This window comes from Rhodoferax sp. UBA5149, from assembly GCF_002413825.1.
GTDB lineage: Bacteria > Pseudomonadota > Gammaproteobacteria > Burkholderiales > Burkholderiaceae_C > Rhodoferax.
The window spans coordinates 47,035-47,489 of the sequence record NZ_DHXT01000158.1; the positions used below are offsets into that span (position 1 = coordinate 47,035).

Consider the following 455-nt stretch of genomic DNA (forward strand, 5'->3'; position numbering starts at 1 on the left):
CAGTGCCAGGAAACCCTGCGCACCGCCATGGCCATCGGCGCCGACCGCGCCATTCTGGTCGAAACCACAGAAGAACTGCAGCCCCTGGCGGTTGCCAAGCTGCTCAAGGCCCTGCTCGACAAAGAGCAACCCGGCCTCATCATTCTGGGCAAGCAGGCCATCGACGACGACTGCAACCAGACCGGCCAGATGCTGGCCGCCCTGGCGGATCTGCCGCAAGCCACTTTTGCCAGCAAGGTTGAAGTGACGGCAGGAGATGGCACAGGCGCCATGGGCAAAGCCTCGGTCACGCGTGAAGTCGATGGCGGCTCGGAAACCCTTGTCCTCAGCCTGCCCGCCGTCATCACCGTTGACCTGCGCCTCAATGAGCCGCGCTATGTGACGCTGCCCAACATCATGAAGGCCAAGAAAAAGCAGATGGACATCATGAAGCCCGCCGACCTGGGCGTGGACGT

The 455-nt window shown here is 62.6% G+C and carries 1 protein-coding gene; it reads left to right on the plus strand.

Annotated elements, in window-relative coordinates; genetic code table 11:
- Window positions 1–455: electron transfer flavoprotein subunit beta/FixA family protein (locus tag B3V69_RS14035; protein WP_296447532.1), on the plus strand; the 455-nt coding region annotated here is incomplete at both ends.